Consider the following 22,558-nt stretch of genomic DNA (forward strand, 5'->3'; position numbering starts at 1 on the left):
AAATAATTCTCTTTAAGTAAGCTTACCCCACAGATCGTATTCACCCGCCTCATCAACTTCAACAAAAACCAAATCCCCAACACTCAACCCCTCGGTCCCCTCGTCAATAAAGAGGTTTCCGTCGATTTCCGGCGCGTCGGCTTTGGTGCGGCAGGTGGCGATGCCGTCTTCGTCGATGTCGTCCACGATGGCTTGCTGGATCGTGCCGACTTTGGCCTCCAACTTGGCTTCGGAAATGGCCTGCGCCTTTTCCATAAACCGTTCCCAGCGTTCTTGTTTGACTTCCGCAGGGACGTGATCGGGCAGGGCGTTTGAGCGTGCGCCGTCGACGTTTTCGTATTGGAAGCAGCCAACGCGGTCGAGTTGGGCTTCGTCCATCCAGTCGAGAAGGTATTGGAATTCCGCCTCCGTCTCCCCCGGGTAGCCGACGATGAAGGTCGAGCGCAGGGTGATGTCGGGGCAGATGTCGCGCCAGGCTGCGATTTCGTCGAGCACTTTGGCCGAGGCCGCCGGACGTGCCATGCGTTTGAGGACGTCGGGGTGGCCGTGCTGGAACGGGATATCGAGGTAGGGCAGGACCGCGTTCGACGTGTCCGCCATGAGCGGGATCAGGTCGCGCACATGGGGGTAGGGGTAGACGTAGTGGAGCCGCACCCAGAGATCATCCGCCGCGCCCAGTTGACCCAGCTCGCGCGCGAGGTCGGTGATGTGGCTGCGGACCTCGCGGTCTTTCCACGGGTGGGTGTCATAGCGGCGGTCGAGGCCGTAGGCGGAGGTGTCCTGCGAGATGACGAGCAGTTCCTTGACACCCGCGTCCACGAGCTTTTCCGCCTCACGCAGAATGGCGTGGACAGGGCGCGACTGGAGTTTGCCGCGCATGTCGGGGATGATGCAGAACTTGCAGGCGTGATTGCAGCCCTCGGAAATCTTGAGGTAGCTGAAATGGCGTGGCGTGAGGCTCACACCGGTCGCGGGCAGCAGGTCGATAAACGGATCAGGCGAGGGTGGCACGGCGCCATGCACCGCATCGAGCACCTGTTCGTATTGGTGCGGACCGGTGACGGCGAGGACCTTGGGGTGGACGCCGGTGATATATTCCGGCTCTGCGCCGAGACAGCCGGTGACGATCACCTTGCCGTTTTCCTGAAGCGCCTCACCGATGGCCTCAAGGCTCTCTGCCTTCGCGGAATCGAGAAAACCGCAGGTGTTCACCACCACCGCATCCGCGCCCGCGTAGTCGGCGCTGATCTGATACCCTTCGGCGCGCAGGCGCGTCAGAATGCGTTCGCTGTCGACGAGCGCCTTCGGGCAACCAAGCGAGACCATGCCAATCGTCGGCTGACCGGCGCGGCGGGTGTCGTCAAACATGGCTTTGGGGGCCAGATCGGGGCGGAGATTCGGTGGGTTTGTGCTCATAAGAGGCTCATACACGCGATTGGGCGTTCGGGAAAGGCACGGCGCATGTGTGTTGGTGTTGGCTGAGATGGGTCTGAAAATCGGGGATCGGACAGTTTTGCGTCGCTAGTGGAAAGAAGGTTTCCGGCTTTTTTGACAGTTCTGGTATGCATTTATCGAAATGTGACAATGACTTGATCTCGATCACGTTTGTGCTGGCGATTAAGTGATTTCCAGTGTCTATGGCGGCGCGCGCGAAACGCGCGTTGACATGACGCCGGGCGGGGGACGCCTGCCCTCTGGAATTTGGAGGCCGAGAATGAACTCTCAACACACCAACCGTATTCTCCGCATGGGGCTGACCTGTGCGGCAATCTCCCTGCCGATGGTGGCGCAGGCGACCGAGGGCTATTTCGCGCTCGGCTATAGTCCTGCCGCACGCGGTGTTGCAGGGGCAGGCGTTGCCGCCACGCAGGATGCCATGTCCGTCGCCACCAATCCCGCAAGCGTCGCCGAGCTTGGCGAAGAACTATCCCTTGGCCTCCAGATCTTTTCGCCGGAGCGCGGCTACACCGGCACCGGCACCGGCTTTATCGCGCCGGGCACATGGGAATCCGGGTCCGATTACTTTCCTGTTCCGAACTTCGCCTATAACAAGCCGCTGGCCAACGGTGCCGTGCTGAACTTTGCGGCCTACGGCAACGGCGGGATGAACACGACCTACGAGAACGTCGCGAACCCGAATTGCCTAAGCGGTGTCTTCTGTGCGGGTGACGCCGGCGTCGATCTCACCCAGATGTTCCTGTCCGTGACCTTCGCCAACAAAGTCGGTCGCCTCTCCTACGGCCTTTCTCCGACCGTTGCCGTGCAAGCCTTCGAAGCGACCGGTCTCTCGGCTCTGTCCGCGAACTCCATTGATCCTGCACACTTCTCTGACAACGGCCACGATTTCTCCTATGGCGTCGGTCTCAAGTTCGGGGTTCAGTATGATGTGACCGATCAACTCACGCTCGGTTTCGCAGCGCAAACGAAGTTCGACATGAGCGAATTCGACAAATATGCGGGCCTTTTCGAAGGTGGTGGCGACTTCGATATTCCTGCCTCCGTGACGCTCGGCCTCGCCTATGAGACCTCGCCTGCGGTTACGCTGATGCTCGACTATCAGAAAATCTTCTATTCGGGTGTCCCGGCGGTGAGCAATGCGATGAACGGAACGCCGTTCGGAACAAATGGTGGCCCGGGCTTTGGCTGGGATGATGTCGAGGTTCTTCGCGTGGGCGTCGAATGGGTGGCGTCTGATACAATGACGTGGCGGGCCGGCTATGCCTACGCCACCAACCCGATTTCGAGCGCGGATGTGGCGCTCGGTGTTCTGGCCCCAGGTATCGTCGAACATCACTTTGCTGTTGGCGGGTCCAAAAAACTCAACGACCGTGACACGATCGATTTCTCTGTTTCCTATGTGCCTGAAAACACTGTGACAGGGCCTGTCGATATCACGATGGGTGGCGGCGACGTCGAGCTCTACATGAGCCAGATTTCTGCCTCCGTCGGGTGGACGCGCACTTTCTGAAATTCGGCCCTCCCCCCTTGGCCGTGCAGGGCGCCCCTTCGGGCGCCCTAATTCTGTGCAAGGGCTCCATAGCTTTCGTCAATCGGCGCACAGAGACTGTGTGGTCTGCCCAGACTACAGAATCCGCAAAAATGTTTAGGTCTAGGGAAAACGCACTCTAAGGACCCGGCTCATGCTGACCAATACCCCGACCCGCTACGGCGCGGCCGCCCGTTTTTTCCATTGGGCCATCGCGCTTTTGATTTTGTTCGATCTCGCTCTCGGCCTGATCGGTGAAGCCACACCGCGCAACGCGGACACTGTGGCACGGCTGCAAACGATTTACTCCGTGCACAAGACGCTTGGCGTCACCGTGCTTTTCCTTGCAATCCTCCGCGTGATTTGGGCGATGACCCAGCCCAAACCCGTGCCGCTTCATCCGGACCGCAAGGCAGAAACCCACCTCGCGGAATTCGTCCACTGGGCACTTTACGGCGCGATCTTCGTTATGCCGCTTTCCGGCTGGATCACGCATGCCGCAGAATCCGGTTTCGCGCCGATCCTCTGGCCCTTCGGGCAGGGGCTTCCCTTCGTCCCGAAGTCCGAATCTGTGGCCCACGCCGCCGGTGCGGTGCACGGGTTGTCCGCGTGGATCATCTACATCACCGTCGGCCTGCACGTTGCTGGCGCGCTCAAACACGCAATCATCGACCGTGATGGCCTCCTCGCCCGAATGCTGAAAGGCCGAGACGCAGGTGAGGCTGGCGGTCGTGTTCACGCCTCGCGCGTTATCCCGCTCGCTGCCGTGCTCCTTTGGGGCGCTGGCATCGCTATGCCGCTGACCCTGCCTGAGCCGCCTGAACCGACGGTTGAGACCGAAGAAGTGGAGCGTGAAGCCTCTGTCGTGCCAGAAACCTCGCCGGAGATGCAGAGTGATCTGCCGATCTGGACCGTCGAGGAAGGCTCGCTCGGGATCACTGTCGCTCAGATGGGCGCGCCAGTCGAAGGCAGCTTTGCGAACTGGAACGCTCAGATCGCCTATGATCCGAAAAGCGGAGCGGGAGAAGTCTCGGTGATGATCGACACGACCTCTCTGTCCCTCGGCACGGTGACCGAACAGGCAAAAGGTCCTGAATTCTTCAATACCGGGGCGTTTGCCTCTGCGACGTTCGCGGGCGACATCACCCGCGTTGACGGCACCGCGCACGAAGCCGTCGGAACCTTGACGCTCGTTGGTCAGGAAGTGCCTGTCACGCTGACGTTCGATCTCACGATTGACGGAGACACCGCTACGATGGTGGGGGCTACGTCGCTCGACCGTCGGGACTACGGTATTGGCTCCGGCTATGAGGACGAAAGCACGGTCGGCTACTCCGTCGAAGTTGCCACCGCTCTGACCGCGACGCTTCAATAACTTCTGTTCGGCCCTCGCAACGGGCCGAACCTTCTTCCCCAAAAGCTCAATATAAAAAGGCCGCCGGATTTCTCCGGCGGCCTTCGTCGTTCGAATGTCTGGTCGATTACTCGGCCGGGGTAGCCTCGATAGAGATCATGACTTCCACTTCGTCAGACACGTACGGTGCAAACATGCCCATGTCGAAGTCGGAACGCAGCACGGTGGTGGTGGCGTCAAAGCCAACCCACGGAGCGTTTGCCATCGGGTGAAGCATGTCTTGGGTCAGCACTGCGTCGAGCACGACCGGCTTGGTGATGCCGTTGATGGTCAGGTCGCCGGTGATGAGGCCGGAGGTCTCGCCGGTGACTTCGATACCGGTGGACACGAAGGAGATCGTCGGGTTTTCTTCTGCGCCGAAGAAGTCGCCGGTCAGGAAGTGTGCGGTGCGCTCGGCGAAGCCGGTGTAGAGGCTGTCGGTCGGGAAGGATACTTCGACGGAGGAGGCAGCAGCATCTTCTTTGTCGAACATGATGGTGCCGTCAAAGCCGGAGTACATGCCAGTGGTGGTGGAGTAACCGAGGTGGTTGTAGGTGAACACGATCTGGCTGTGCGACGGGTCCAGTGCGTATTTGACCGGTTCAGCAGTTGCGGCAGTCGCGCCGATCACCAGTGCGGAGGTGAGGAGGAAGTTTTTCATGATGTCAAAGCTCTCTTTGGCATAGTGTTGCGTTTCTAGACACCCCGAAGCTAATGCCTCTCCACGCTTTCAAACATTCCACGCCTTCAAACAAATTCTGTGCGCTTTCGCGCAGAACAGATGGCGGATTCGCGCCGACCTCACGAACTCGCGAGCCATAAACGCGAAAGGCCACCCGTGGGGCGGCCTTTCAAAATTTTCTGGTTATCAACCTAAAACTTAGCGGCGACGGTCGCGGCGCGAAGACATCGGTTGGAACGCGACGCCGACGTGGGCTTCGCAGTAGGGCTTGCCAGCCTGAGACGGCAGGCCGCAGAACCAGAAGTCCTCTGTTGCCGGATCACCGATCGGCCATTTGCAGGTCTTCTCGGTGAGTTCCATCACGGAGATCTTCTTTGCCTTCTTCTCGACCTCGTTCACCTTGGCGAGGGCCTCGGCAGGGATCTCGTTGGTCGACGGCTGCGGCGGCAGGGGCTGGCCTGCGGGAATAATTTGGCGGCGAGCCGGCGGGGTCGGGCGCGGTGCAGGTGCTTCCGCAGCTTCGGCTTCAACCGGTTGTGCAGCCGGCTTTGGCGCAGGCTTCGGCTTGGCCTCGACCTTGGGCTTCGGCGCGGGTTTCGCTTTCGGTGCGGCAGCAGGTTTCGCCGCAGCGCCGGACCCTGCGCGGTTGGAAAGGCCAAGACGGTGCACCTTGCCGATCACGGCATTGCGCGTCACGCCGCCAAGTTCCTTGGCGATCTGGGAGGCGGATTGGCCTTCGCCCCACATTTTCTTCAGAAGTTCGACGCGCTCATCAGTCCAGGACATGGATGCTTCCTTCGTTAATCTACTGGCCGCATAGGCCAGCCAAAAACGACCGTGCACAAGTGTTTTGCGTGCAAGGCCGCTTGAGAATTTGCTCTTTCCCCTATTTTAAGCACCACGGACGCGGTTACAAGCGGGCGCGGGCGGGAAATATCCGGCCGATATTCCGGAAAGACTGCTTTATAGCAATAGAATGAGGCAATGGAAATGGCTCAAGGTGAGTTGAAAATGGGTGTGCGTCGATTTGGCCGTGTCAACTGGCTCGGTTTGGCGACTCTCGCAAAGCGGGAGGTTTTTCGCTTCCTCGCAGTTTGGACCCAGACGCTTCTGGCGCCTTTGGTGACAGCAGGCCTGTTCCTGACCATCTTTACGCTGGCGATCGGCCCCTCGCGCGGTGACGTGATGGGCGTGCCCTTCGTCCACTTTCTCGCCCCCGGCATTCTCACCATGACGGTGATCCAGAACGCCTTCGCGAACACCTCTTCGTCGATCATGATCTCGAAAGTGCAGGGCAACATCGTTGATACGCTGATGCCGCCGCTTTCTCCGACGGAACTTGTCGTTGGCTACCTCGCGGGCGGCGCAACGCGCGGGATGATCGTGGCGGTCGCAATCTGGCTCGTCATGGCGATCTTCGTTGGTCTGCCGCTGCACCATCCGCTCTTTGCCATCGCCTTCGTGCTGCTCGGCGCGCTCTTCATCGGTGGTCTTGGCGTGCTCGCCGGTATCGTCAGTCAGAAGTTCGACCACATGGCCGCGATCACGAACTTCATCATCACGCCGCTGTCGTTCCTGTCAGGCACCTTCTATTCCGTCGAAACCCTGCCGCAGTGGTTCAAAGTCCTCACCCACCTCAATCCGGTGTTCTACCTGATCGACGGCGTGCGTTACGGTATCATCGGCACATCTGACAGTTCCCCGTGGCTCGGTCTGCTTGTGATGTCGTCCGTGACTGCTGTCGTGATCGTGATCAACTGGCGGTTCTTCAAGAACGGAACAAAACTCAAATCGTGATGGCATCGGCGCCGTATTTGGGACATCGTGCTTCTGACTGTTGGCACGAGGATATTATGCGGCGTCTCATTTGCCTGATCATTGCGCTCTTTCCGTCTCTCGGTTTTGCGGCCGATAGTCTGCCCACCGAACTCGACCGCGCAGATCGCCGCGCGGAGTTGATCGGGTGGGAGGCGATCGGGCGCGTTGATATGATCGGCACGGGAACCTGCACCGGTGTTCTGATCTCGTCCGATATTGTGCTGACCGCCGCCCATTGCGTTCTGGATGAGGCGAACAGGCCCTATCCCGCAGAGAGCTTCCTCTTCCGTGCGGGGCTCAGAAACGGCAAGTTTGTTGCCTCGTCTGCGGGCATCGCCGTCGCCGCATCTCCGTCCTACGATATGCGCAAAGGCGTGACGGAGCATAATATCCGCAATGACGTGGCCCTCATCAAACTGGCCTCTCCAATCCCGTCCGCCTTGGCGAAGCCGTTTCTCATCCATCGCGGCGGGGTGCCGGAGGGGAATCTGACCGCAGCCTCCTACGGTCAGGGCCGCAACAGCGCGCTCTCCATTCAACGCGAATGCCATCTCGTTGATGTGCGCGACGACGTTTACGGTTTCGACTGCGACATCACCTACGGCTCCTCGGGGGCGCCTGTCTTCGCCAATGACGGGGGACGGCTCTCCATCGTTTCTGTCGTCTCTGCCATGGTGCTCTATGACGAGAAAAAGCTCGGTGTGGGCGGTGCCATCACAGACAAGATCGCTGCGCTGAAGCGGCAGTTGGCCGTTGGGGCGACGACGGTCGAAACACCCAAAGCCGCGACCAAACGCATCACTGTCGGCGGGAGCAACACCTCCGTGGGCAATTCCAAATTCCTCAGCCCGGACTGATTTGCCTGAGCGGCGCCGAAATTCGCGACCAGCAATCAAAATTCCTTTGACAGAAATCTGTTAGAACCCTATTTCGCGGACCTATGAACATGACCCGCACATACGCCACTGAGTCCCGACGTCGACGCTAATTGCGTCAGACGTCCGTTCATTCGCGCCCAAAGCGGCGCAAATCGCGCGAATATCGCGCAAATACCCCGAAAAACCCCTTCCAGACCGTTGACAGGCCCGTGGCCTTTCGCCACCCATTGGGCCTCCCTAATTCAGAGGACATGACTTCGATGATTTCGACCATTCTGCCGACCTACAACCGGGCACCGCTTTCGTTCGTGAAGGGTGAAGGCTCCTGGCTTTTTGAGGCGGATGGCCGACGTTTCCTCGACCTCGGGGCAGGCATCGCCGTGAACACCCTTGGTCACGCGAACCCGGAGCTTGCGCAGGTCCTCAAGGATCAGGCCGACACGCTCTGGCATGTCTCCAACCTCTACAAAATTCCGGCCCAACAGGCGCTCGCCGACAAACTCGTCGAGACGACTTTTGCCGACACATGCTTCTTTACCAACTCCGGCACCGAGGCCGCCGAGCTCGCCATCAAGATGGCGCGCAAATACTGGTATGAGAAAGGCCAGCCGGAGAAGATCGAGATCATCACCTTCGAGGGCTGTTTCCACGGCCGTTCGACCGGCGCGATTGCGGCGTCCGGTTCCGAGAAGATGGTCAAAGGTTTTGGCCCGCTAATGCCGGGCTTTATGACGCTGCCTTATGGTGACTGGGACGCCGTGGCCGATCACGTCACCGACAAAACTGCCGCGATCATGATCGAGCCGGTGCAAGGCGAGGGCGGTATCCGCGTCGTTCCTGACGAGGCGCTCAAACTCCTGCGCCAGATCGCGGACGAGAAGGGCTGCCTGATCATCTTTGACGAGGTGCAATGTGGCGTCGCGCGGACCGGCAAACTCTTTGCCCATGAATACGCTGGCGTCACGCCGGACATCATGATGGTCGCGAAAGGCATCGGCGGGGGCTTCCCGCTCGGCGCTGTGCTCGCGACCGAAGAAGCTGCGTCCGGCATGGTCGCAGGCACCCACGGCTCCACCTATGGCGGCAACCCGCTCGGCTGTGCTATTGGCCTCAAAGTCATGGAAACGGTCTCCGATCCGGAGTTTCTCGCAGAGGTGAACCGCAAAGCGGGGCTTTTCAGCCAGAAGCTCGAAGGCCTCGTGGCCGATCACCCCGACGTATTCGAAGCCGTGCGCGGCGAGGGCCTCATGCTCGGTCTCAAGTGCAAGGTCGCGCCTGCTGATCTCGTCGCCAAAGGCTATGAGCAGGGCGTTTTGACCGTGCCTGCCGCCGATAACGTTGTGCGTATCCTGCCTGCGCTCAACATTTCCGATGAAGACATTTCCGAGGCCGTGGCGCGTATCGACGCCGCCGCATCCGCCCTCGAAATGCAATAAGAAGAGAGTGAGAAAGATGAAACACTTCCTCGACATCCATACGACCGACGCAAAAGAGCTGCACCGCATCATCGAGACCGCGAAGCTCACGAAGAATGCGCGCCACGACAAGCCGAAGGCCGCGCTCGATGCCGAGCTGCCGCTCAAAGACAAAATGGTCGCGCTGATCTTTGAAAAGCCGTCCACCCGGACCCGCGTGTCGTTCGATGTGGGCGTGCGTCAGATGGGTGGCCAGACCATGGTGCTGTCTGGCGCCGACATGCAGCTTGGCCACGGCGAAACCATCGCAGACACCGCGCGCGTTCTGTCTCGCTACGTCGACATGATCATGATCCGGACCTTTGAAGAGCAGACGCTCCTCGAGATGGCTGAATACGCCTCTGTGCCCGTCATCAACGGCCTGACAAACCGCACCCACCCCTGTCAGATCATGGCCGACATCCTCACCTACGAAGAGCACCGTGGCTCCATCAAAGGCAAGAAAGTCGTGTGGCTCGGCGACGGCAACAACGTCTGCGCGTCCTTCCTGCACGCCGCTGGCCAGTTCGGCTTTGATATGACCTTCGCAGGTCCCCAGCCGCTCGACCCGGAAATGGAATTCGTCGAAGGCGCGCGTGCGAAAGGCTCCAACATCGAGATCACCCGCGATGCCGAAGAGGCTGTTTCCGGCGCCGATCTCGTTGTGACCGACACATGGGTGTCGATGCACGATCCGGCCTCTGCCCGTGAGCGTCGCCACAATCAACTGCGCCCCTACCGCGTCGACCGCAAACTCATGTCGTTTGCGAAACCTGATGCACTCTTCATGCACTGCTTGCCGGCTCACCGTGGCGATGAAGTCACCAACAACGTAATGGATGGTCCGCAGTCCGTGATCTTTGACGAGGCAGAGAACCGTCTGCATGCGCAAAAGTCGATCATGCGCTGGTGCGTTGAGAGCTAATCCTTACGATATGACCGAATAAAACGGCCTCCGCCTTCGGGTGTGAGGCCGTTTCTTTTTTAGGTTCCAGCAATCAGGCGTGTGCCGTGATGACGTTGGAAACATGCGGAAAGGTGATGGCCTGCCCGTCAAAATACTCCCCGAGCCCCTGCAGGAACGTATCAATACAGGCCTCGCGCGCGCGCTCAGAGAGCGCTGAGAGCTTGTCCCCCGTATGCATCCCAGCCATCGCTCCGTCTGCATAGACCCGACCGTCCGGATGGTGCAACGTCAAGCTAACGCGCGTGATGCGGATGCTTGAGAAGCCCGCGTTGTCGAAATGGCGAGCAATCTCGTCCGGATCATAGAGGCTGCAAATCGCCTCGACCGCAGCCGCTGAGTCCGGTCCGACATGAGATGCAAGGGCGTGCGCCTGAGCTTCCAGTAGGGGGTTCTCTGAAAGCTGGCGAGAAACGCAAAAGGCGACACGCCCTTCTGGCCGCAAAACGCGGCGCAGCTCAGAAAGCGCAGCAGTCTTGTCAGGGAAAAACTGCAGCGCTTGTTGGCAATACGCGATATCGAATTGACCGGCCTCAAAGGGCAGGGCGCTCGCCTCCGCCTCTCGCCAATCGACTGAAATGCCCTGGTCACGCGCGCGCAACTCTGCGACGTCGAGCATCTCCGCGTTCATATCGACGCCGGTGAGAGTTTTCGGGGCGTAGCCCTCTGCCATGATCGTCCGAGACACAGCGCCAGTTCCGCAGCCCAAATCGAGAACACGGTCCCGGCTCCCGGGTGCGAGCGATCTAAGAAGTTCCTGCGCCCACGGCCGGAATATGACCGGTACCATCACGCGATCATAGCGCTCTGCGAAGCTTTCCGCGGCGTTGAGCAAAGTCTCGGGTGTCATTGGCATGCCCTCCCCCATGGCTGCCGAATGACCCATTCTAGCACAGATTGGCGCGATTACGTGCCCTGACTTTTCGACAGGTGCGCGGAACGGCGCTGATCTTGCGTTCTTAGGTGAGCAAATGGGACAGGAGGTAGAACACGCCACCGGAAATGAGCGCGGCTGCCGGAACAGTAATCACCCATGCCGCAACGATCGTCATGAAGTGGCTGCGACGCACGAGTTTGCGGCGGCGACGCTCTTCGGCGGCGATCCGTGTAGAGGCTTTCGCCCGTGCCGTCTCGCCCACGCGTTTCTCATGATACCACTCGCGGAAGAACCCGACGCCAAACACACCGCCGACGGCGATATGCGTCGAAGACACGGGCAGGCCGAGCCAGCTTGCGACAATCACAGTGATCGCGGCAGAGAGCGCGACGCAATAGGCGCGCATCGGGTTGAGCTTGGTGATCTGGCTGCCGACCATGCGGATGAGTTTCGGGCCGAACAGGATGAGGCCGAACGAAATGCCGAAAGCACCAATCACCATCACCCAAAGCGGGATGTTCACCTTGCCTGCAAACTCCCCGAAGGCGTTCGCGTGGACAATGGCGGCGAGCGGACCAACAGCGTTCGCCACGTCGTTCGCGCCATGCGCAAAGGACAGAAGGGCGGCGGAGATTACGAGCGGCAGGCCAAACAGCACTTTCAGAGACTTGTTGCGGTTCTCGAGGCCTTCGGATTGACGCCGGATCAGAGGCGCAGAGCCGATGTAGCAAAGTGCACCGACGATGACCCCGATCAGAAGAGCGGTGGGCAGGTCGATGGAGACGATCTTTTTCAGGCCTTTCACAGACAGATAGGTCGCAAAAGTTCCCATCATGATCCCGATCAGAACCGGCACCCAGCGACGTGCAGCTGCGATTTTGTCCGGCTGATACATGATCCGCGCTTTGATGAACCACAGAAAGCCGGCTGCGATCACGCCGCCGAGCAGAGGGGAGATGACCCAGCTCAGCGCGATCATGCCCATCGAGGCCCAATTCACCGTGGCAAAGCCTGCCGCCGCGATCCCTGCGCCCATGACGCCGCCGACAACGGAGTGCGTGGTGGACACCGGCGCGCCGATCCATGTGGCGAGGTTCACCCAAAGCGCAGAGGAGAGCAGGGCGGCCATCATTGCCCAGATGAAAATTCTGCTGTCCGCCATCGAGGACGGATCAATGATGCCCTTCGAGATCGTGGATACCACGTCGCCGCCAGCGAGAAGCGCGCCTGCGCTCTCACAAAGTGCCGCAATCACAATGGCCCCGCCCATGGTCAGCGCATTCGCACCAACGGCAGGCCCCATGTTGTTGGCAACGTCGTTCGCCCCGATGTTGATCGCCATGTAGGCGCCGAGCGCCGCCGCCGCGATCACGACCGCGGACCCCTGTTGCCCGCCAAAGAGCACAGCCGCAGCAAGTCCCGCGACGATGATGAACGCGAGCGCAACCCCGAGCCCCACCATCGGACGGGCAACATGGAAGGTCGCCTGCTCAACCCGATTGATCCGGTTGAGATCTTTATCGAGCGTGTGCCACTGTTTTTTGGAGTTGTCTGGTCCGGCCATCGGTCGCGTTGTCCCTTATGTGTCGCAAAAGCGTTACATTCGGGGGTGTCGCTACCGCGCGAGAGGCCTCATTTCAAGTGTTGCCCCGACAAAACGCCGGTTCGCGCCATGAAATATGGGGAAAATACGGTTTGCGCGTCTCAGAAGTCGCGCAGCAGGTCCTTCAGTTCCGGCTCCTCGACGAGCGCCGCAGCCTGTTTCGGCGTGACCCAGCGGCGTGTGCGTTCGTCCTTTTCCGGAAAGTCTTTTTCCAGGTGATCGACTTTGATCGAGTAAACCGTCGCCTCAACAGGGGCCATCACCCCGTTGTTGAGCTTCTTTACATAGTGATAGAGGCCGAGCGGCTTGCGGCTCACTTTGACAGGCTTCACACCGGCTTCTTCCCAGGCTTCCTGAGCGGCCGTGCCCGCACCGTCCAATCCGTCAATGGGCCAGCCCTTCGGGATGATCCAACGGCCTGAGTCGCGTGAGGTGATGAGCAGCACTTCCTTGCCACGCTTGCCGTCACGCCAACAGAGCGCAGCGGACTGCACATGGTTGGGGCGGCGCAGCAGCGGGTCGATAACCCCTGCCCATGCGGATTTCAAAAGTGGTGGCATATGATGCGTGTGCTCGTCGTTTTTTGTCTATCTGACGTATATACATAATTCCGCCGAATCGAAAAAGCAAGTTTCTTTCTGCATTGCGGTATCGCCCTTGCCTCTGTCCCATGTTGATATATGTAGTGTTAGCGCTGTCTTTTGTCGCAATCCGCGCGGTGAAGACGTTTTCAAAGGCTGTTCAGGAAATGACCAAGGAGGTCTCAGACCTATGTCACAAGCACGGATCGGACTCGTAGGGCTCGGCGTCATGGGCGCCAATCTTTCGCTCAATATCGCTGAAAACGGTTTTCCCATCGCGGTTTACAACCGGACTACCTCCATCACAGATGACTTCATCGCGAGCGCGGGCGACCTCGCTTCCAATGTGGTTGGGACGAAATCCTACGAAGAGCTTGTGGCGAGCCTGACGACCCCGCGCGCCATCATTATCCTCGTGAAAGCAGGCGGTCCCGTGGATGCAGTGATCGAGAGTCTTACGCCGCTCCTTGATGAAGGTGACATGATCATCGACGCCGGCAACGCCAATTTCCACGACACCCGCCGCCGTGAGGCAGCTCTTAGCGAGAAGGGGCTCAAGTTCTTCGGCATGGGCGTCTCCGGTGGTGAAGAGGGCGCGCGGCACGGCCCGTCGATCATGGTCGGCGGCGATGCGTCGTCCTATGAGGTGATCCGCGATATCGTTGAGGCCATCTCCGCCAAACACGGCGACACGCCCTGTGCCGCGCATTTCGGTCCTGATGGCGCCGGTCACTTCGTCAAAACCGTGCACAACGGCATCGAATACGCCGACATGCAGATGATCGCAGAGGTCTACGGCCTCCTGCGCGACGGCGCTGGCCACGCGCCTGCCGAAATCGGTGCTCTGTTCGAGCAATGGAACAAAGGCACGCTTGAATCCTATCTCGTCGAGATCACCGCGAAAGTGCTCCAAGAATCCGATCCCAAAACCGGTCAGCCCATGGTCGATGTGATCGTCGATAAGGCCGGCCAGAAGGGCACCGGCCGCTGGACCGCGATTGAGGCCATCACACTCGGCCAATCGCCCTCGACCATCGAGGCCGCCGTTGCCGCACGCTCTTGGTCCTCGGAAAAAGAAACGCGCCTTGCCGGTGAAGCGCTCTTTGCCGAGACACCTGCAGAGGCCGCGCCGATCCCGCCCGTCGAGGATCTCGAAGCCGCGCTCCTCGCCGCCAAAATCATTGCCTACGATCAGGGCTTCAAACTCCTCGCCGCCGCGTCCGAGGCCTATGAGTGGAACACCGATCTCGCCGTCGCTGCCGAAGTCTGGCGCGAAGGCTGCATCATCCGCTCCGCGCTCCTCGATGACATGGCTTCCGCCATCCGCGAAGGGTTGCCGCATGGCCAGCTCCTCTTCGCGCCGCGCTTCGCAGACCTCGTGAAGACCGGCGTCCGCGCACTCCGCCGCGTCGTGTCCTATGCTGCCATCACAGGTCTGCCGATCCCGGCCTTCGCCAATGCGCTTGCCTATTTCGATACGCTCCGCCAAGGCCGCGGCACCACCGATCTCGTTCAGGCGCAACGCGACTTCTTCGGTGCGCACGGGTTCGAACGCACCGACGGTGGCGCAGGCCATCACGGTCCATGGGGGGGCACAACGGCCCATAGCGCTGCACAACTCTAAAGACGGGTTTGCGCGTCAGCGTTTTCGCGGTTTCGCCCGTAGCGTCGGATCGGCCTCTGTCGGGTCCTCCGGCCACGGGTGCTTCGGATAGCGCCCGCGCATGTCCTTGCGCACATCGGCGTAAGACGTCTTCCAGAAATTCGGCAAATCCATGGTGACCTGCACCGGACGATGCCCCGGCGACGTCAGAACCACTTTCAAAGGCACACGCTTCGGCCCCACCGTCGGGTGAACCGTCGTGCCGAAAAACTCCTGAATCCGCCCCGTCACCTCCGGTGCCTCACCCGAATAATCAATCGGCAGCTTGCGCCCTACAGGGCTCTCGAAATGCGCAGGCACTTCGCGATCAAGGCGGCTCATCTGATCCCAGTCGAGCATCGCTCTGAGCGCGTACGTGATGTCGAGGTTGCGCAACTGCGCCTCCGTCTTTGCCCCCTTGAGATAGGGCAGGAGCCAGTCTTCAAGCGTCTCCATCAGCGCCGCGTCTGCCATCTCCGGATAGTCGTCGCCCATCAGGGCCACCCGCGCCGCAAACCGCTTCGCCGCATCCGTCCATGGCAGCCCGATCTGGCGCAACCCGACCAGCGCCCCGCGCGCAATTGCCTCTTTCGGCGCGTCCTTCCATTGACGGTCGTCGAGCGCGAGCGCGCCAAACATCTCCCGCCGCCGTGCGACGACGCGCTTTTCCCGCTTGTCCCAATCGCAGACATCATGCCACGCGATCTGACCGCCGTAGAGCGCGCGTAGCTCGCTCTCACTGATCTGCGCCGCCTGTCGGATTCTCGCGTCCCTTGGCGCGCCGTCGGTGTCGGTCACAACGATCAAGCGCGCGCTGGCGAGGTCGTCCCCTTCCGGCATCACAGCGCCTTTGCCACCGGACAAAAGATACCGCGGCTGATCCCCCGGACGCCGCAAGCCCACACGGTCCGGATAGGCCAGCGCCGCCATCTCTCCGAGGCTCAGGTCGTCGCCTTGAGGCAACCCGCTGCGCAGGCGCTTGGCTTCTTGCTTCACCCGTTCGATCACCCCACGGTCCGCATTGCCGGGCGACCGGATCGCGCGGGTCCTGAGAGACAGATCAACGCCAGCGCCCCGTAAAGGATCGCGTTCGTTCAATAGAGCGGCCAATTCCGCCGCATTGCTGCCCGCGATTTGCAGCATATGTGCAAGCCGCGGATGTAGCGGTTTTGCCGCGAGCGCCTTTCCGTGCGCCGTAATATGCCCGTCCGCGTCTAACGCCCCGAGGCTCACCAGCAGCGCACGCGCCTCCGCCAGTGGCCCCGCAGGCGGCGGCGTCAGAAACGCTAGATCGTCCTCCGTTGCCCCCCACATCGCCAGTTCGAGCGCAAATCCCGCGAGGTCCGCCGTCTCGATCTCGGCCGGCGCAAAGGCAGAGAGCGCACCTTCCTCGCCCTTCGTCCAGAGCCGGAAACACGTCCCCTCCGACACACGGCCCGCACGCCCGCGCCTTTGTTCGGCCTCGGCCTTTGACACCCGTTCCGTCACAAGGCGCGACATGCCCGACGCCGGATCAAACCGCGCCCGCCGCGCGCGTCCGGCGTCCACGACAATTCGCACGTCCTCGATGGTCAGAGAGGTCTCCGCGATAGAGGTGGCGAGCACGATCTTCCGCCCCTCTTTCACAGGCGCAATCGCCGCGCGTTGCTCTGCAAATTTCATCGCGCCAAACAAGGGCCGGATCACGCAATCCGCTGGTACACGCCCCTCAAGCGCCGCCTGCGCCCGACGGATTTCTCCTTCGCCGGGCAGGAACACGAGCGCCGATCCAGCCTCCTGCGTCACCGCCTCGATCACGAGGTCCGCGACCGCCTGCTCCAACCGCTGCCCCTTGCGCATGGGTGCATCGAGCCATCGGGTCTCCACCGGATAGGCGCGGCCCTCGGAGCGCACAATGGGTGCCCCGTCGAGCAGCGCAGCCACCGGATCGGCGTCTAGCGTCGCGGACATCACCACCAGCACGAGATCATCGCGCAGCGCCTGACAGACTTCCCACGTCAGCGCGAGGCCCAAATCGGCGTTCAGCGACCTTTCGTGGAATTCGTCAAAGATTACGGCCCCGATGCCACTCAATTCGGGGTCCGATTGTAGCATTCGTGTCAGAATGCCTTCGGTCACAACCTCGATCCGCGTGGCTTTCGACACCTTCGCCTCTCCGCGAATGCGGTAGCCCACAGTCTCTCCCGTGGTTTCCCCGAGCGTCTCCGCCATACGTTCCGCCGCAGACCGCGCCGCGAGCCGTCGAGGCTCCAGCATCACAATCCGCCCTTCGACATGCGGCAGCAGCGCGAGCGGAACGCGCGTCGTCTTGCCCGCCCCCGGAGGCGCCATGAGAACGGCCCGCCCCTCCGCACGAATGGCGGTGGTCAGCTCGTCTAAGACATCATCAATCGGAAGGCGCGGTGTGAACATGCGCCTCTTATGGTCGAAAGCACTAGTCCCGAAAAGAGGGCAGGGGTGGACAATCGCGCGCGGCTGCGGGAAAAAACGCGAGCGAGTGAGAGAACGCCGGGGGAGACGATGGACATCAAAGAGCTTGCCGAACAGGTCATCGCCGGAAACCGCCGTGCGTTGGCGCGCGCCATCACCTTGGTCGAAAGCGCCCGTGCAGATCACCGCGAACAGGCGATCGCGCTCATGGAAGAGGTCGGAAAATCCGGTCGCCAAGCGCTCCGCCTCGGCCTCTCCGGCACGCCGGGCGTTGGCAAATCCACCTTTATCGAGAGCTTCGGCATGATGCTCATCAAAGAAGGGCTGAAGGTCGCCGTGCTCGCCGTCGATCCGTCGTCGTCGCGCTCCGGTGGCTCTATCCTCGGGGATAAAACGCGGATGGAACTGCTGTCACGCGAGCGCAACGCCTTTATCCGCCCGTCTCCGTCGCAATCCGAACTTGGCGGCGTCGCCCGCCGCACGCGAGAGGCCGTCGCCCTGTGTGAGGCCGCAGGCTATGACCTGATCCTCATCGAAACGGTGGGTGTGGGCCAATCAGAAACCGTGGTTTCCGAAATGTCCGATCTGTTCCTCCTGCTCCTCGCCCCTGCGGGCGGCGACGAATTGCAGGGCGTCAAACGCGGCATCATGGAAATGGCGGACCTGATCCTCGTGAACAAAGCCGACGGCGACCTCAAACCCGCCGCGCAACGCACCTGTGCCGATTATGCCGGCGCGCTCCGCCTGATCCGCAAACGCCCGCAAGACCCGACGGATTTCCCCAAGGCCATGACCGTCTCCGCCATCGAAGAGAAGGGCCTCAAAGAAGCCTGGGGCGAGATGAATACGCTCATCGAGTGGCGGCGCGAGAACGGTTTCTTCGACAAACGCCGCTCCGAGCAGGCCGAATACTGGTTCGGGCAGGAAATCCGTCATGGACTCTTGGGGCAGCTGGAGAAAGAACCGCTCAAATCCATGATTACAGGCCTCGCTGGACGGGTCGCCGCTGGCGAGATGACACCGGGGCATGCGGCGGCAGATGTCCTGAGTGCGCTTCAACATGGCTAGGGTGCCGAAGAACGTGCGCTAGGGCTTGACGATTCTCTAACTATCGCTTAAGCACCGCCCACTGAATTTCGGACGCTGTCCCTCGGGCGGTGTCTATATTCTGTTGGAAATCGGTCTTTTCACGTATCGCAAAAGGCTTTTCGGACTTGCGTCCGGAACGCGTGCGCGTAAAAGGGGGCCGATCAAGACAGAATATGAGTCTTTTAAACTACGAGAGCATTCGCTTTCGAAAGTAGAAACGAGGATGAACCCATGTCGCGTCGTTGCGAACTGACCGGTAAAGGCCCGATGACTGGCAACAATGTCAGCCACGCCAAAAACAGAACCCGCCGCCGTTTCCTTCCGAACCTCAACGATGTGACGCTGATTTCGGAAACCCTCGGCCGCTCCTTCAAGCTGCGAATCTCCGCTGCTGCTCTGCGCTCCGTTGACCACCGTGGTGGTCTCGACGCGTTCCTTGCGAAAGCAAAGGACACAGAGCTGTCGGACAACGCACTGAAAATCAAAAAAGACATCGCGAAAGCCCAAGCTGCCGCTTAATCTTTTCTGATTTCTTCAGAGATTGACCCCGCAATGGAGTACCCGTTGCGGGGTTTCTCTTTTTGCGCCCGTCTTGCGCGCACTGCCGTCACGCTATTTCTGCGGCATTCGGTCTCTTTCGCTTTCGCACGCCTCCCGCTAATGTGCCGGACACTATGCGTCTCACTCGCACCATAAAGGCCCTTCTGGTCGCGTTCCTGCTGATCGTCACGTCCCAATCCATGGCCGTGGCGCGTGGAACCATGCGCGATGCGACAGGCTCTGTTGTGCTCTGCACAGGCACCGGTCCCGTGACTGTGCTCACAGACGCCGACGGCCAGCCGATCGGCCCGAGCCACATTTGTCCCGATTGTGCGCTCTCCGTGATCGCGGGGGTGACGGAAGCATTCGACCTGCTTCCGCCCGAACAGACCGTGACGCGATTTGCTCCGCTGGCTCTGGCGCTCGATACGCATGAGAACGTCCTGCCCCAAGCACGCGCCCGCGCGCCGCCGGTTGTCTGAGACTTCCAAACGCTCTCAAGACATCCAAGGACCAATTATGACTTTCAAAACCACTCTTCTGGCGGGCCTCACCGCCTGCACCCTCGCGATTCCGGCCTTTGCAGAGATCACCATCGTCGACCCCTATGCGCGCTCCTCCGGCATGATGGCCAAGACCGGCGCGGCGTTTTTCACGATTGAAAACAGCGGCGACGAGGATGATCAACTCATTGATGCCAAAGGCAACATCTCCAAGATCACCGAACTCCACACCCACAAAGAGATGGGCGACGGCATCATGAAGATGATGCACGTGCCCGAAGGCTTCACCATCCCCGCCCACGGCACCCATGCGCTCGCCCGTGGCGGGGACCACGTCATGTTCATGGGGCTGCTCAAGCCGATGGCGCAGGGCGATATCATCACCGTCACGCTCACCTTCGAGAAGGCAGGTGATATCACGGTAGACATCCCCGTCGATATGGAGCGCGTCGAAGGCACGATGCCCATGGACGGCACGGGCATGAAAAACGGCCAGATGAGCAACTGAGGCCACGCATCATTTCTGTGAAAGGCACGTCTTCGCGGCGTGCCTTTTTTCTTGCGCGACTCAAAAATCAGCGTAAATGACGCTCCATCGTGATGCGGGAAATTTCGGCCCTCATTGCGCGCTTTCTCTACAATTGAAGAGTCCCGAGAGATGCTGAGTGTCTATGCGTTCGAGGCGGCGTTTTCGCCCGCCGAGTGTGATGCAATTATTTCGCTGGCCCGTGAGGAAGACCTCGCGGACGCTGGTCTTGTGAAAAACCGGTCGGACCATAACCTGCGCCGCGCCGATCTCGCCTGGCTCGACGAGCGCGAAGGGGGCGAATGGATCATGGAGCGGATCATGGCGCTGGTGGCCGAAGCCAACCGAAGTCACTTCGACTTCGCCCTGACCGAGTTCGGCGAAAGCCCGCAGGTCGCCCGCTACGGCGCGGAGCGAGAGGGGCATTTCGTTTGGCATTCCGACGTGGGTGAGGGCGCGCTCGCCTCCCGTCGCAAACTCACAATGGTGGTGCAGCTTTCCGAACCCTCCGACTATCAAGGCGGCGCATTGGAGCTACAGCCCGACGCGAACATCCGCGAAGCAGACCGCGCCAAAGGCTCTGCCATCCTGTTTCCGTCCTTCGTGCTCCACCGTGTGACGCCCGTGACCTCGGGCGAACGCTACTCACTCTCCACTTGGGTCCATGGACCGGCGTTCCGCTAATGTGAGTATTTAAACCAAGAAGAAGCAGAAGGGTGCGCGCCGGTTGCCGATGCTCCGCACCGTGACGGACGTTCGGAAGGGGTTTCAGCCACACGAAACGGCGCGTCTTCTCCTTGGGCGGCCATCGGCGCTCCCGCCTGTTCCGCGAGAGGAGGGTAGGGTGCGACTGGTTACTATCCGGTTGAGGCCGCTGTCTTCTTCTTGGCCAAAATACTCAGGCCGTGTTCAGCCACCAAGAATCTCCGCCACCCATGCAGGCACAATCTCCGTCGCGGGGCCTTCGCGGATCTCGTCAAAGCGCCCGCCCGAGGCCTCCAGGTTGAGTTCCATCGTCTTGATCCCATAGGCGCGGGCCATCTGGCTAAAGCCAGCGGCGGGATAGACGACACCCGAGGTCCCGATCGCAACGAAAAGGCCGCTCTCTTCGAGGGCGTCCTGAATGCGCTCCATGTGATAGGGGATTTCGCCGAACCAGACGATGTCCGGACGTGTCGCGGGCGCGCCGCAGGCGGGGCAGGGGTCGGGCACGGCCATTTCCATAGGTGCGGGCCAGCGGTGTTCACACGCCGCACAGAGCGCGTCCCTGAGGGCGCCGTGCATATGGATCACCTCTTTCGCGCCGCCACGTTCCAACAGGTCATCGACGTTCTGCGTCACGAGGTGGACCGGCCCGTCGTGCTCCTCCTGCAACCGTGCGAGCGCCACATGCGCGGCGTTCGGTGCAGCCTCAGCCGCCTGCGCGCGTCGCATGTTGTAGAACCGCTGGACCAGTTCTGGATCGCGGGCAAAGGCCTCCGGTGTTGCGACATCCTCAACACGGTGATCTTCCCAGAGACCATCCTCTGCCCGAAATGTGCGCAATCCGCTTTCCGCAGACAGACCTGCACCAGAAAGTATAAAAATTCCGCCTGACATTCGGACCTCCTGTTGTCGGATGGGGTTTCGGAGACTAACCTGATCGCAGTCATTCATTCCTGCAAGGTTTGCGAGTGCCGAAAGGAGCGCCTATGCAGAAAATTCTTTTTGTCTGTCTCGGCAATATTTGCCGTTCGCCTTCTGCTGAAGCAGTGTTTGCTGCCAAAGCCGCAACTGCGGGGAAATCCGTCATGGTCGACAGCGCCGGAACCGGGGACTGGCATGTGGGCGAGCCTCCGTATCCTCCGATGCAGGACGCGGCCCGCGCGCGTGGTTACGATATGTCCGACCTGCGTGCCCGACAGATCAAGGTTGACGATTTCAAAGGCTTTGATCTGATCGTGGCCATGGACGGCAACAACCTGCGTGATGTCGAACGCCTGCGCCCCAAGGCGGGCAAGCCCGGCTCGGACACACCCGTCACCATGATGATGCAATATGCGCCGCAGACCGGAGAGAAATCCGTGCCGGATCCCTATTACACGCGCGATTTCGATGAAACGCTCGACCTGATCGAAGCCGCCTCCGACGGTCTCCTCGCCGCGCTCGACGCGTAGTCCGCGCAGAATGCCCTGACGGGGGTCAGCCGCAATACTCGGCGGCGACGTTTCCGAACTCTTTGTAGCGCAGCCAGAAGGCCTCATGGCTCTCCTTGTCCGATTGGCGAATGTCCTGCGCTTTTTGTGGGTCTTCAAAGAACTTCGCCGCCTGCCGTTGATCACTGTTGGTGAGCGTCATGTCCGCCACTTGCTGAATGCAACCACACAGCGCCACATTGTTCGCCGCACGGTCGGAGGCCATGCAGGCCTTTTCAATCGTCCGCGCCGATGCGGTCAGGGGCGACAGGGTCGCCGCAACCAGAACCGCAGTTGCAGCCAAAGTCTTTACCGTCCGAGCTTTCAAGGAATGTGTCATCTCTCTGCCTCATTGATCCAAAGCGCGCCCCGTCTCCGCAGGGTTCCGTCGCCATGAAGTATGAGGGGAAGTGTGCCA

At 60.6% G+C, this 22,558-nt stretch carries 22 protein-coding genes; 13 read left to right on the forward strand and 9 right to left on the reverse strand.

Features of this window, described 5'->3' with window-relative positions; translation table 11 throughout:
• Positions 1-12: 12 nt before the first annotated feature.
• On the reverse strand, positions 13-1,416 hold the full coding sequence (gene rimO, locus LA304_RS04875; RefSeq protein ID WP_224501998.1) for a 30S ribosomal protein S12 methylthiotransferase RimO: 1,404 nt from the start codon (positions 1,414-1,416) through the stop codon (positions 13-15).
• A gap of 298 nt (positions 1,417-1,714) precedes the next feature.
• On the opposite strand from rimO, the gene LA304_RS04880 reads away from it, so the two are divergent.
• Complete coding sequence (locus LA304_RS04880) at positions 1,715-2,968, forward strand: OmpP1/FadL family transporter (protein ID WP_224501999.1); 1,254 nt, start codon at positions 1,715-1,717, stop codon at positions 2,966-2,968.
• Positions 2,969-3,140: 172 nt separating this feature from the next.
• Positions 3,141-4,361, forward strand: coding sequence for a cytochrome b/b6 domain-containing protein (locus LA304_RS04885; protein WP_224502000.1), 1,221 nt, complete (start codon positions 3,141-3,143; stop codon positions 4,359-4,361).
• Between the two features lie 106 nt (positions 4,362-4,467).
• Here the strand turns inward: LA304_RS04885 and LA304_RS04890 are convergent, their stop codons facing one another.
• Both LA304_RS04890 and LA304_RS04895 read right to left on the reverse strand, forming a co-directional pair.
• Positions 4,468-5,040, reverse strand: a complete 573-nt coding sequence (locus LA304_RS04890; protein WP_224502001.1) for a YceI family protein — start codon at positions 5,038-5,040, stop codon at positions 4,468-4,470.
• Positions 5,041-5,259: 219 nt separating this feature from the next.
• Positions 5,260-5,847 carry a GcrA family cell cycle regulator gene (locus LA304_RS04895; protein WP_224502002.1) on the reverse strand — a complete coding sequence of 196 codons (588 nt, stop codon included), beginning with the start codon at positions 5,845-5,847 and terminating at the stop codon, positions 5,260-5,262.
• A gap of 198 nt (positions 5,848-6,045) precedes the next feature.
• Here LA304_RS04895 and LA304_RS04900 point away from each other — a divergent pair, with 198 nt between their 5' ends.
• The 4 genes from LA304_RS04900 (at position 6,046) to argF (ending at position 10,136) form a co-directional block, all read left to right on the forward strand.
• Complete coding sequence (locus LA304_RS04900; protein ID WP_224502003.1) at positions 6,046-6,858, forward strand: ABC transporter permease; 813 nt, start codon at positions 6,046-6,048, stop codon at positions 6,856-6,858.
• Positions 6,859-6,914: 56 nt separating this feature from the next.
• Positions 6,915-7,736, forward strand: a complete 822-nt coding sequence (locus tag LA304_RS04905; protein WP_224502004.1) for a trypsin-like serine peptidase — start codon at positions 6,915-6,917, stop codon at positions 7,734-7,736.
• Positions 7,737-8,017: 281 nt separating this feature from the next.
• Positions 8,018-9,193: an aspartate aminotransferase family protein gene (locus LA304_RS04910; RefSeq protein ID WP_224502478.1), complete on the forward strand. Its 1,176-nt coding sequence runs from the start codon at positions 8,018-8,020 to the stop codon at positions 9,191-9,193.
• 16 nt (positions 9,194-9,209) lie between these two features.
• Positions 9,210-10,136, forward strand: coding sequence for an ornithine carbamoyltransferase (gene argF, locus LA304_RS04915; protein WP_224502005.1), 927 nt, complete (start codon positions 9,210-9,212; stop codon positions 10,134-10,136).
• Positions 10,137-10,209: 73 nt separating this feature from the next.
• Here the strand turns inward: argF and LA304_RS04920 are convergent, their stop codons facing one another.
• The 3 genes from LA304_RS04920 to LA304_RS04930 form a co-directional block, all read right to left on the reverse strand.
• Positions 10,210-11,025 carry a class I SAM-dependent methyltransferase gene (locus LA304_RS04920; protein WP_224502006.1) on the reverse strand — a complete coding sequence of 272 codons (816 nt, stop codon included), beginning with the start codon at positions 11,023-11,025 and terminating at the stop codon, positions 10,210-10,212.
• A 109-nt stretch (positions 11,026-11,134) separates the two neighbouring features.
• Positions 11,135-12,616, reverse strand: coding sequence for an inorganic phosphate transporter (locus tag LA304_RS04925; RefSeq protein ID WP_224502007.1), 1,482 nt, complete (start codon positions 12,614-12,616; stop codon positions 11,135-11,137).
• A 140-nt stretch (positions 12,617-12,756) separates the two neighbouring features.
• The gene (locus LA304_RS04930; RefSeq protein WP_224502008.1) at positions 12,757-13,215 is read right to left on the reverse strand and encodes an NUDIX hydrolase; all 459 of its coding nucleotides are present in this window, start codon (positions 13,213-13,215) and stop codon (positions 12,757-12,759) included.
• A gap of 211 nt (positions 13,216-13,426) precedes the next feature.
• Here LA304_RS04930 and gndA point away from each other — a divergent pair, with 211 nt between their 5' ends.
• A complete protein-coding gene (gene gndA, locus LA304_RS04935; RefSeq protein WP_224502009.1) occupies positions 13,427-14,860 on the forward strand; it encodes an NADP-dependent phosphogluconate dehydrogenase in 1,434 nt (477 codons plus the stop codon).
• A 15-nt stretch (positions 14,861-14,875) separates the two neighbouring features.
• Here the strand turns inward: gndA and hrpB are convergent, their stop codons facing one another.
• Complete coding sequence (hrpB, locus tag LA304_RS04940; RefSeq protein ID WP_224502010.1) at positions 14,876-17,290, reverse strand: ATP-dependent helicase HrpB; 2,415 nt, start codon at positions 17,288-17,290, stop codon at positions 14,876-14,878.
• Positions 17,291-17,398: 108 nt separating this feature from the next.
• Here hrpB and meaB point away from each other — a divergent pair, with 108 nt between their 5' ends.
• From meaB to LA304_RS04965, 5 genes are all read left to right on the forward strand, one after another.
• Entirely contained in the window at positions 17,399-18,376 is a 978-nt protein-coding gene (gene meaB / locus LA304_RS04945; protein ID WP_224502011.1) for a methylmalonyl Co-A mutase-associated GTPase MeaB, read from the forward strand.
• A 252-nt stretch (positions 18,377-18,628) separates the two neighbouring features.
• On the forward strand, positions 18,629-18,916 hold the full coding sequence (gene rpmB / locus LA304_RS04950; protein ID WP_224502012.1) for a 50S ribosomal protein L28: 288 nt from the start codon (positions 18,629-18,631) through the stop codon (positions 18,914-18,916).
• Positions 18,917-19,071: 155 nt separating this feature from the next.
• Positions 19,072-19,419, forward strand: coding sequence for a DUF2946 family protein (locus LA304_RS04955; protein ID WP_224502013.1), 348 nt, complete (start codon positions 19,072-19,074; stop codon positions 19,417-19,419).
• 37 nt (positions 19,420-19,456) lie between these two features.
• A complete protein-coding gene (locus LA304_RS04960) occupies positions 19,457-19,948 on the forward strand; it encodes a copper chaperone PCu(A)C (RefSeq protein WP_224502014.1) in 492 nt (163 codons plus the stop codon).
• 150 nt (positions 19,949-20,098) lie between these two features.
• Positions 20,099-20,650: a 2OG-Fe(II) oxygenase gene (locus LA304_RS04965; RefSeq protein ID WP_224502015.1), complete on the forward strand. Its 552-nt coding sequence runs from the start codon at positions 20,099-20,101 to the stop codon at positions 20,648-20,650.
• A gap of 225 nt (positions 20,651-20,875) precedes the next feature.
• On the opposite strand, the gene LA304_RS04970 is transcribed toward LA304_RS04965, so the two are convergent.
• The gene (locus LA304_RS04970; protein WP_224502016.1) at positions 20,876-21,565 is read right to left on the reverse strand and encodes an NAD-dependent deacylase; all 690 of its coding nucleotides are present in this window, start codon (positions 21,563-21,565) and stop codon (positions 20,876-20,878) included.
• Positions 21,566-21,657: 92 nt separating this feature from the next.
• On the opposite strand from LA304_RS04970, the gene LA304_RS04975 reads away from it, so the two are divergent.
• The gene (locus tag LA304_RS04975) at positions 21,658-22,122 is read left to right on the forward strand and encodes a low molecular weight protein-tyrosine-phosphatase (protein WP_224502017.1); all 465 of its coding nucleotides are present in this window, start codon (positions 21,658-21,660) and stop codon (positions 22,120-22,122) included.
• 25 nt (positions 22,123-22,147) lie between these two features.
• Here LA304_RS04975 and LA304_RS04980 read toward each other — a convergent pair whose 3' ends face one another.
• Positions 22,148-22,480 carry a hypothetical protein gene (locus tag LA304_RS04980; RefSeq protein WP_224502018.1) on the reverse strand — a complete coding sequence of 111 codons (333 nt, stop codon included), beginning with the start codon at positions 22,478-22,480 and terminating at the stop codon, positions 22,148-22,150.
• Positions 22,481-22,558 lie beyond the last annotated feature (78 nt).

This window comes from Celeribacter litoreus (assembly GCF_020165855.1).
Taxonomy (GTDB): Bacteria; Pseudomonadota; Alphaproteobacteria; order Rhodobacterales; family Rhodobacteraceae; genus Celeribacter; species Celeribacter litoreus.

What these genes read in the sequence shown, in the direction of transcription:
- LA304_RS04900 (WP_224502003.1), top strand. Translation starts at nt 6,046, where the DNA reads ATGGAAATGGCTCAAGGTGAGTTGAAAATGGGTGTGCGTCGATTTGGC.
- LA304_RS04975 (WP_224502017.1), top strand. Translation starts at nt 21,658, where the DNA reads ATGCAGAAAATTCTTTTTGTCTGTCTCGGCAATATTTGCCGTTCGCCT.
- gndA (WP_224502009.1), top strand. Translation starts at nt 13,427, where the DNA reads ATGTCACAAGCACGGATCGGACTCGTAGGGCTCGGCGTCATGGGCGCC.
- LA304_RS04905 (WP_224502004.1), top strand. Translation starts at nt 6,915, where the DNA reads ATGCGGCGTCTCATTTGCCTGATCATTGCGCTCTTTCCGTCTCTCGGT.
- LA304_RS04930 (WP_224502008.1), bottom strand. Translation starts at nt 13,215, where the DNA reads ATGCCACCACTTTTGAAATCCGCATGGGCAGGGGTTATCGACCCGCTG.
- LA304_RS04955 (WP_224502013.1), top strand. Translation starts at nt 19,072, where the DNA reads ATGCGTCTCACTCGCACCATAAAGGCCCTTCTGGTCGCGTTCCTGCTG.
- hrpB (WP_224502010.1), bottom strand. Translation starts at nt 17,290, where the DNA reads ATGTTCACACCGCGCCTTCCGATTGATGATGTCTTAGACGAGCTGACC.
- LA304_RS04965 (WP_224502015.1), top strand. Translation starts at nt 20,099, where the DNA reads ATGCTGAGTGTCTATGCGTTCGAGGCGGCGTTTTCGCCCGCCGAGTGT.
- LA304_RS04895 (WP_224502002.1), bottom strand. Translation starts at nt 5,847, where the DNA reads ATGTCCTGGACTGATGAGCGCGTCGAACTTCTGAAGAAAATGTGGGGC.
- LA304_RS04925 (WP_224502007.1), bottom strand. Translation starts at nt 12,616, where the DNA reads ATGGCCGGACCAGACAACTCCAAAAAACAGTGGCACACGCTCGATAAA.
- LA304_RS04960 (WP_224502014.1), top strand. Translation starts at nt 19,457, where the DNA reads ATGACTTTCAAAACCACTCTTCTGGCGGGCCTCACCGCCTGCACCCTC.
- LA304_RS04920 (WP_224502006.1), bottom strand. Translation starts at nt 11,025, where the DNA reads ATGACACCCGAGACTTTGCTCAACGCCGCGGAAAGCTTCGCAGAGCGC.
- meaB (WP_224502011.1), top strand. Translation starts at nt 17,399, where the DNA reads ATGGACATCAAAGAGCTTGCCGAACAGGTCATCGCCGGAAACCGCCGT.
- LA304_RS04910 (WP_224502478.1), top strand. Translation starts at nt 8,018, where the DNA reads ATGATTTCGACCATTCTGCCGACCTACAACCGGGCACCGCTTTCGTTC.
- rimO (WP_224501998.1), bottom strand. Translation starts at nt 1,416, where the DNA reads ATGAGCACAAACCCACCGAATCTCCGCCCCGATCTGGCCCCCAAAGCC.
- rpmB (WP_224502012.1), top strand. Translation starts at nt 18,629, where the DNA reads ATGTCGCGTCGTTGCGAACTGACCGGTAAAGGCCCGATGACTGGCAAC.
- LA304_RS04880 (WP_224501999.1), top strand. Translation starts at nt 1,715, where the DNA reads ATGAACTCTCAACACACCAACCGTATTCTCCGCATGGGGCTGACCTGT.
- LA304_RS04885 (WP_224502000.1), top strand. Translation starts at nt 3,141, where the DNA reads ATGCTGACCAATACCCCGACCCGCTACGGCGCGGCCGCCCGTTTTTTC.
- LA304_RS04890 (WP_224502001.1), bottom strand. Translation starts at nt 5,040, where the DNA reads ATGAAAAACTTCCTCCTCACCTCCGCACTGGTGATCGGCGCGACTGCC.
- argF (WP_224502005.1), top strand. Translation starts at nt 9,210, where the DNA reads ATGAAACACTTCCTCGACATCCATACGACCGACGCAAAAGAGCTGCAC.
- LA304_RS04980 (WP_224502018.1), bottom strand. Translation starts at nt 22,480, where the DNA reads ATGACACATTCCTTGAAAGCTCGGACGGTAAAGACTTTGGCTGCAACT.
- LA304_RS04970 (WP_224502016.1), bottom strand. Translation starts at nt 21,565, where the DNA reads ATGTCAGGCGGAATTTTTATACTTTCTGGTGCAGGTCTGTCTGCGGAA.